9 protein-coding genes and 1 pseudogene are annotated in these 7,466 nt (G+C 63.2%); 2 read left to right on the top strand and 8 right to left on the bottom strand.

Translation table 11 applies throughout. The annotated features are described in order from the left end of the window. Positions 1–296: 296 nt before the first annotated feature. The 8 genes from soxA to EP376_RS22160 form a co-directional block, all read right to left on the bottom strand. Entirely contained in the window at positions 297–1,031 is a 735-nt protein-coding gene (soxA, locus tag EP376_RS22195) for a sulfur oxidation c-type cytochrome SoxA (RefSeq protein ID WP_238928779.1), read from the bottom strand. Positions 1,032–1,045: 14 nt separating this feature from the next. Then, complete coding sequence (gene soxZ, locus EP376_RS22190) at positions 1,046–1,363, bottom strand: thiosulfate oxidation carrier complex protein SoxZ (protein ID WP_127657668.1); 318 nt, start codon at positions 1,361–1,363, stop codon at positions 1,046–1,048. A gap of 1 nt (position 1,364) precedes the next feature. Further along, the gene (locus EP376_RS22185) at positions 1,365–1,811 is read right to left on the bottom strand and encodes a thiosulfate oxidation carrier protein SoxY (protein WP_164745045.1); all 447 of its coding nucleotides are present in this window, start codon (positions 1,809–1,811) and stop codon (positions 1,365–1,367) included. Continuing rightward, positions 1,808–2,203, bottom strand: coding sequence for a sulfur oxidation c-type cytochrome SoxX (gene soxX, locus EP376_RS22180; protein WP_240652492.1), 396 nt, complete (start codon positions 2,201–2,203; stop codon positions 1,808–1,810). Before soxX ends, EP376_RS22185 begins: the two co-directional genes overlap by 4 nt. Before the next feature lie 4 nt (positions 2,204–2,207). Continuing rightward, positions 2,208–3,464, bottom strand: a complete 1,257-nt coding sequence (locus EP376_RS22175) for an NAD(P)/FAD-dependent oxidoreductase (protein ID WP_127657666.1) — start codon at positions 3,462–3,464, stop codon at positions 2,208–2,210. Then, on the bottom strand, positions 3,461–3,754 hold the full coding sequence (locus tag EP376_RS22170; protein WP_203330952.1) for a c-type cytochrome: 294 nt from the start codon (positions 3,752–3,754) through the stop codon (positions 3,461–3,463). Before EP376_RS22170 ends, EP376_RS22175 begins: the two co-directional genes overlap by 4 nt. Positions 3,755–3,815: 61 nt before the next feature. Next, positions 3,816–5,993 (bottom strand): xanthine dehydrogenase family protein molybdopterin-binding subunit, encoded by a 2,178-nt coding sequence (locus tag EP376_RS22165; RefSeq protein WP_127657664.1) that lies wholly within the window; start codon positions 5,991–5,993, stop codon positions 3,816–3,818. A gap of 13 nt (positions 5,994–6,006) precedes the next feature. After that, on the bottom strand, positions 6,007–6,459 hold the full coding sequence (locus EP376_RS22160; RefSeq protein ID WP_127657663.1) for a (2Fe-2S)-binding protein: 453 nt from the start codon (positions 6,457–6,459) through the stop codon (positions 6,007–6,009). 147 nt (positions 6,460–6,606) lie between these two features. Here EP376_RS22160 and EP376_RS22155 point away from each other — a divergent pair. Further along, positions 6,607–7,323, top strand: a pseudogene (locus EP376_RS22155) (IS6 family transposase). Positions 7,324–7,339: 16 nt separating this feature from the next. Then, the coding region (locus EP376_RS23560; protein WP_206074825.1) for a recombinase family protein at positions 7,340–7,466 on the top strand (127 nt) is incomplete at its 3' end.

The raw sequence follows: 7,466 nt of genomic DNA, 5'->3' as shown, positions 1-7,466 counted from the left end.
GCTGGCACGGATGAATCGGTCGATCCAGATTTCACGCACCTCTTGCGGCAGCGGGCGATCAGCCCCGGCTGCCGCGGTTCACGGTCCTGATCAACAGTAAGCGCCTGTCAATCACCCCTTGCCGGCCTCCCGCACCGGAGACCACCGTGTCGATGGAAACCAGGCCGATCATGCACTAATAACCAAACCGAACCGATGAGATCAGGCTAACCTGACGTCGGCCACGTCCGGCATCATGTCTTGGTTGTGACTCCTGATCCCAGGGAGGCTGGCTCGCATTGGTTACATTACCCCCCTCAGGGCCGGACCGCAGGGGATTCCACGGCCAGCCCGGCAGCGCGGGCCTTGAGGTAGAGCTCAAGTGCAATGTATTCATCCGAACCGGCTGCAAACGATGTGGCGCGCACACCGAAAAGGCAATTCCCGAACCGTCGCGACAAGGAACCCATGGTTTGCCACTCGAGGCGATACTGCGGGTATCCCGTTGGATGCGCCTCGGGGATCAGGGCGGCCGCGAGGTAGTTCCCGGCATTGTCGTCATGACAGATTGCGCAAGACAGGTTCAGTTGACCCATCCTTGAGGTAAACAGGGTTTCGCCCCGCACGAGCCAGGGTGCAAGACGGGGGTCTTCGGGCCGCGTGATCGGAAGACCTTTGGATTGGTGGGTCAGGAAGGCGGACAGGGCCAACAGGCCCGCACTTTCCCTGCCAAATGGCTCGGCATTCTGGTGTTCCGTTCGACAGAGCTCGATCCGGCCTTCGAGATCGACTGGACGGTTACTCTGGTTGTCCCAAGCTGGATATCTCGCAGCCACGCCGACCATGGTCGCCGAGGCATCGCCGTGGCACCCCGCGCAGCTTTCGGCGCCGGTTCCCGGATCCGCTGACCATAGCGTCTGGCCGTCGAGGACCCAGAACTGCCCCGGATTGGCGAAGGGATCGTTCTGCATCATCTGCAGGTCTGAAGACATCTGTTCAAAGCCCGTCACCCGATCATCCGCGAGAGCCGGCAGAGCGATCAGACAGGCCAAGATCGCGGCTCGCCTCATGCGACCGACAGAAGCCGGCTCTCCCGGTGCTCTTCGCCGTCTTCATCTACCCACAGGAACTCGACCTCGCCCGTGACGTCAGCGACGAGGGTGAAGGCGAAGAAAGGGTTGGCGGTGACGGCCGGGAAGAGTTCTGCGGCGAAAACCTCTTCTCCGAGGTAGAGACAGCGCAGCGAATGGATGATGTTTCGTGGAACCAGCTTGCCATCCGGGCCGGTCCGGAATCCGGTTTCCATGGGGTGCTGCAGCAGCACCTTTATCTCGATGATCTCGCCTTGAGCGGCTGTTTCGGGAACATTTATCAGCGCGGTCATCTCAGGCCTCCCTGCAGGCGGGCGCGGTGACGATCACGTTCACCTGCGTCGAATGGAAGTCGCCGTTGCTGTGACGCACGATCGCCGTGACGTGTTGGCTGCCATTCAGGCGAATGCGGGTCTGTGCCTCCGCCCGGCCCGAACGGGGCGAGAAGCGAAATCGGACAGTGTCTGGCAGGGGATTGATCTCGTTGAAGACTGCAATCTCCTCCACGTAATCCTCGGTCGTCATCGGGCTTGTCGCTCTGACGGACAAAGGCACGGAGTTGCCGTTCTCAACCAGCGCGGGGATTTTCAGCTCGACCCCTCCTTCGATCATTTCGGCACCGCCGGTGAACGCATCGATTGCCGCCTGCATCGCCTCGGGTGTTGCGGTGGCGGGGCGTGTCTGCAAGGCGATGGGCAAGGCAAGCCCCATTGCAATCGCCTGCCGTCGGGTCAAAGTCATTGTGCTTCCTCCTTCAGTGTAGCGAGGTAGGCGACCACATCCTCGACCTCCTGCGCGTTCAGGATGGTAGCCCCCCGCCAAGGCTCGCCCACCCGGGAAAGACCCTCGGTCGAGAAGTAGGGCGGCATGATCGTCGCGGGGTTGGGCACCCGACTATCGACGATCCTCTGGCGCAGTTCGGGTATCGTCAGTCTTGAGCCGACGCCGGCAAGGTCAGGTCCGAGGTTGCCGGCAAAGGCCACGTCGGGGAAGGGCCCCGCGTGACAAAGGACGCAAAGCCCAAGTTCGCGCGTCGTGACGATGGTCCGGCCCGCCAACGGGTCGCCGGGCGTGTCGGTGAGAGGCTCCGGCAGCCCTTGAGCGCCCGCTGATCCAGCGAGCAGGGCCAGCACGAGGCTAACCGAAGGCTTCGTTCGTGATCGTCGCATACCAGGACCGGGCAAATTCAGCCTCTGCAACGCGTACATCGTTGTCGGCATCGATGGGACTCACTCCTCCCGCGCCTTCGACCTCGAAGAGCTTGCCCTCCGCCTCGCCGTATACGCCGGCAACGGTGAAGCCATAATCCGGCGCGGCAAGGCTGTAGCAGGTGTTCAGGAGTTTTGGCGAAACCGGGCTTTCATCCCGCAGCAAGGCGTTGATGGCGGCGGCGGCGACCTTGGCCTGGGCGTTGGCCGAAAAGGCCGACTTCGGCATCGCTCCCGGGAAGCAGGCGTCGCCGACAACATGGATGCCCGGCACGAGGTCGCTTTCGAAGGTGAGGCCGGAAACGGGGCACCAGCCTGTTTCGTCGACGACGCCGGCCGCCTGCGCGATTGCCGCCGCCCGCTGAGGCGGGATGATGTTGGCGACAGAGGCGTCATAGCGGTTGAAGTCGGTGACCACGGTCATCGTGTCCGCCTCGACAGAGGCCACCCGGCCACCCATCGAGGGTGGAATCCATTCGATCATCCCCGGATAGAGCGCGTCCCATGCCTGTTCGAACAGAGCCTGCTTGGAGAAGGATTCCTTGGCGTCGAGGATCAGGATCCTTGAGCGCGGCTTTTCGGCCTTGAGAAAATGCGCGATCAGCGAGGCCCGCTCGTAGGGGCCCGGCGGACAGCGATACGGGTTGGCGGGCGGGGCGATGACCACAAGCCCGCCATCCTCCATCGCCTCGAGCTGGGAACGGAGGATCTGCGTCTGCTTGCCGGCCTTCCAGGCATGGGGCATGATTTCCGCCGCGGCCTCGTCGTAGCCGGGGATCGCCCCCCAAATCATGTCGACCCCGGGGGACATCAGGACGCGGTCGTATGGTAGGCCCTCGCCAGAGGAAAGGGTCACCGTGCCATCGGCGATGCCGACAGCCTCGCCCTGCACGACCCGAACACCATCGGCAGAGAGGGTTCGGGGCTGGAACGTGATGTCACCCATGCCCGCCATCCCGCCGAGGACGGTGTTGCTGAAGGGGCAGGAGAAATAGGTCGCATCTCGTTCAACCAGTGTCACGTCGTGACCGGCATGAGAGAGGTAGCGTGCGGCTGTCGCTCCGCCAAATCCGCCGCCGATGACGACGATCTGCCCGCGAACCTGCGCGCGTCCTACATGGGGAAAGCCGAGGGCGGCGGTCGAGGCGCCGAGCCCCTTGAGCACTTTCCGCCTGTCGGTCTTCATTGTGTGCTTCCCTCTCTGCTCAGCCAGGCGGCGATGTCCACAATCTCCTGATCGGAGAAACCGGCCGCGAGGCGGGGCATCAACGTTGCCTCCCGCGTGCCGTCGCGGAAAGCGCGCATGGCCGTTTCGATCTCAGCGGCCGAGAGTCCCTGAAGGGACAGATCCGACCCCTCTACATGGCAGCCCGAACAATTGAGCGCCCCGACCGGGGCTGCCCCAAGGTCGATCAAGCCCTGCGCAGACACGGACTGGGCGAAAAGCAGAGACGCAACCGCGAGCGAGACGCGCATGAGCACCTCCCATGTCCTTGAAAGGGTGTTTCGGGGCGGCCGTAGCCGCCCCGACATGTGTTCAGCCGAGACGCAAACCGCTCTTGTAAAGAGGAAGCTCGCGGACCCGTTGGCCGGTGAGCCGGGCCACGGCGTTCAGAACTGCAGGCGCCGCGACAAAGATCGTCGGTTCGCCGACGCCGCCCCAGAAGTCCCCGGACGGGACGATGTGCGATTCGACCTCCGGCATCTCCCACATGGTCATGATCGGATATGTGTCGAAGTTCTCTTCCTGAACCTGCCCATTCTCCATGGTGATCTCGCTGACCATGGCCGCCGACAGGCCCATGGCAAAGGACCCTTCGATCTGTGCCTCGACCTGCTGCGGGTTGACCACATGGCCGGGGTCGGTCGCGGCGACGATGCGGTGAATCTTCACCGTATCGCCATCAACGGAAACCTCGGCCGCGGCAGCGACATAGGAGCCGTATCCCATGTGCTGGCACAGACCATAGGCCCGCCCCTCGGGGGCGCCGGCATCCCATCCGATCGCCTCGGCCACCGTGTCTAGCACGGCAAGGTGCTTGGGGTGGTTCTGCATCAGCGACCTGCGGAATTCGAGTGGGTCGCGACCTGCGGCATCGGCCAGTTCATCCATGAAGCTTTCAAGGTAGAACGAGTTCTGGTTGTTGTTGACCCCGCGCCAGAATCCGGGCCTGAGCGGCGGGTTGCGCATCGCGTGGTCGATCAGGAGGTTCGGCACGGTGTAGCCGAATTCGCCTTCGGTGCTCTCGGCCTGCAGACCCTGAAACACAAGGGGGTCCATCCCGTCCTGAAGTGCGAAAGGCATCAGACCGGCGAAGATCGACTGTCCCGAAATCCGCATGTGCATGCCGGTCAGGTTCCCCTCCTCGTCGAGCGCGCCCCGGAACCGGGCCATCGTCGAGGGGTGGTAGGTGCCGTGGAGCATGTCCTCTTCACGAGACCAGATGACCTTGACCGGCGTGCCCTTCATCGCCATCGCGATCTTGACTGCATGTGTCGTGTAGTCGGTCGAAGAGGCACCGCGACGGCCAAAGCCACCGCCGAGGTTCATTCGATGCACATCGCACTGGGCGATCTCCAGCCCGGAGGCTTGCGAGGCAGCCGCGAGGTCGGATTCCGCGTTCTGGGTCGAGGTCCAGACCGTGCAGCTGTCGTCGGTCACAAGAGCGGTGGCGTTCATCGGCTCCATGGTGACGTGATGCTGCCACGGAAAGGCGTAGGTCGCCTCGACGACCTGCGCTGCGCCGTCCAGCGCACCGGCGACGTCACCGGCCTGGTTGCCGACAAAAGCGTCCTCGGCATCGAGGCCCTCGCGCATCATCTCCTCGAACTGCGCGGTGTTGAAGCCGGCGTTCTCTTCCGGGATATCCCACTCGATTTCCACCGCATCCAGGGCGGTCTTGGCCCGCCACCAGGTATCGGCGACCACGGCGACAGTGCTGTCATCGACCTGCAGAACGCGCATGACCCCGGGCATGGTCTCGGCGGTCGATGCGTCGAAGCTTGCTACGGTGCCGCCCTGCACCGGGCACTGGCGGATCGCGGCGTTGACCATCCCGTCCATCGTGTAGTCGATGGAATAGACCCGGCTCCCGTCGGTCTTGTCGGCCGTATCGAGCCGCAGGAGCGATTGTCCGGCGATCGTCCAGGTGGAGGGATCCTTCACAGGGACATTTTCCGGCACGTCGAGCGCCGCGGCATCCTCGGCCACGTCGCCATAGGTCAGCGTCTGGCCACCGGGCCCGCTGATGACGCCCCTTTCGACCGTCACCTCGTCGACGCCGACACCCCAGCGATTGGCCGCGGCCTGAAGCAACATGGCACGGGCAGCGGCGCCGCCCTGGCGGACAAGCTCCTGACTTGCGCGGATGCCCTGGCTTCCGAAGGTGCCGAACGACCCCCAGACCCGTTCGCGGGCGACGTTCTCACCCGGTGTGGGATACGACCATGTGACATTCTCCCAGTCGGCATCGAGCTCTTCGGCCACAAGTTGCGCGAGACCTGTCAGCGTGCCTTGCCCCATCTCGATCTTGGCGACGCGGACCACCACGGTATTGTCAGGCTGCACGACGACCCAGGCGTTGATCTCGGGTTCGGCAAGTTCGGCCAGCTGTTGCGCGGTAGCCCCCAGCGGGAATCCCAGCGCCAGTCCTCCGGTCGAAGCCGCAACAGACGCAATGAAACCGCGACGGGAGAGATTGAATTGTTCAGTCATGACCCATCCCTCCTCAAGACAATTCTGCGGCGCGCTTGATGCCGTCGCGGATACGATTGTAGGTGCCGCAACGGCACAGGTTGCTCATCGCGGCGCGGATGTCCTCGTCCGTCGGCTCGGGAATATCGCGCAAGAGAGCGACCGCCGCCATGATCTGGCCCGACTGGCAATACCCGCATTGCGGAACGTCGAGTTCGACCCACGCCTGCTGCACAGGGTGCGAGCGGTCCGGCGACAGTCCCTCGATGGTTACGATCTCTTCACCCTCGGCGATGTCCTGAAGCTGAACCTGGCACGAGCGGGTCGGGATGCCACCGATGTGGACCGTACAGGCCCCGCACGCAGCGATGCCACATCCGTATTTTGTGCCAGTAAGGCCGATCTGTTCTCGCAGGACCCACAGCAGCGGTGTTTCCGGCTCCGCGACTACATCATGAGACGTTCCGTTCACATTGAGTATTGGCATATCTCTCTCCCGATCAAGCGGCGGCGTGATACGCCGCGCCTCCTCCATTCGCCCCTCTTACTGATCACCCTAAACGCAACAGCCGATTCCGCACAACCGCTGGCTTTCGGAAGCGGGCATCCTGGGCGAAGGGCGCATCAAACCGCCATGACAAGGCGCAATCCGTTCAAGTACTTCAAGACCAGTCCCGACATCATCCGCCTGGCGGTGATGCTGTACGTCCGGTTTCAGTTCTCGCTCCGGAATGTCGAGGGTCTACGTCACGAACGGGGCATCGACATCAGCCGCGAAACCGTCCGATATTGGTTGCACCGCTTTGGCCCGATGTTTGCTGCAGAGATCCGAAAGCGCCGGATCGCGGGCATGGGATCAAGCCTTCGGAGATGGCACCTCGACGAGATCTTCTTGAAGATCAACGGGGAGCGGCATTGCCTCTGGCATGCCGTCGACCATGAAGGCGAGGTGCTCGAAAGCTTCGTGACGAAGACCCGAGACAAGAAAGCCGCATTGAAATTCCTCAAGAAAGCGATGCGCAAGCACGGTCCGCCTGAAGTGATCGTGACGGACAAACTGAGGTCGTACAGTGCCGCGCTAAAGGAAATCGGCGCTGGCGCTTGGCAAGAAACCGGCCGCTGAATCAACAACAGAGCTGAGAATTCGCATCTGCCATTCCGACGGCGCGATCGGGCGATGCTGCGGGGCCGGCGAATGCCAAGTCTACGGAAATCTGCGTCCCTCCACGCCTCCGTCTGCAACCGCTTCAACCAGGAACGCAGCCTCCCCAAACGCAACGACTTCAAGCTGAACCGCGCCGCCGCTCTCGAAGAATGGCGGGGTCTCTGCGCGGGTCACGGGACAGAATGAACCTGTTCTCGCGGAGATCCAAGCCGAGGGTCATACCACCCTTCGCGCCATCGCAGCCGAGTTGAACAGCCGCGGCATCCGGACGAGGCGCGGCGGGCAGTGGCGTGTGTCCACCGTCAGGAATTTGCTGGCACGGATGAATC

Source organism: Alexandriicola marinus (genome assembly GCF_004000435.1).
Lineage (GTDB): Bacteria > Pseudomonadota > Alphaproteobacteria > Rhodobacterales > Rhodobacteraceae > Alexandriicola > Alexandriicola marinus.
This window is presented reverse-complemented; position numbering and strand designations above follow the sequence as displayed.

Bases quoted from the DNA above. Each gene is read 5' to 3' on its own strand.
- soxZ (WP_127657668.1), bottom strand. From the start codon at position 1,363: ATGACCGCGCTGATAAATGTTCCCGAAACAGCCGCTCAAGGCGAGATC.
- EP376_RS22185 (WP_164745045.1), bottom strand. From the start codon at position 1,811: ATGACTTTGACCCGACGGCAGGCGATTGCAATGGGGCTTGCCTTGCCC.
- EP376_RS22175 (WP_127657666.1), bottom strand. From the start codon at position 3,464: ATGAAGACCGACAGGCGGAAAGTGCTCAAGGGGCTCGGCGCCTCGACC.
- EP376_RS22170 (WP_203330952.1), bottom strand. From the start codon at position 3,754: ATGCGCGTCTCGCTCGCGGTTGCGTCTCTGCTTTTCGCCCAGTCCGTG.
- EP376_RS22165 (WP_127657664.1), bottom strand. From the start codon at position 5,993: ATGACTGAACAATTCAATCTCTCCCGTCGCGGTTTCATTGCGTCTGTT.
- EP376_RS22160 (WP_127657663.1), bottom strand. From the start codon at position 6,459: ATGCCAATACTCAATGTGAACGGAACGTCTCATGATGTAGTCGCGGAG.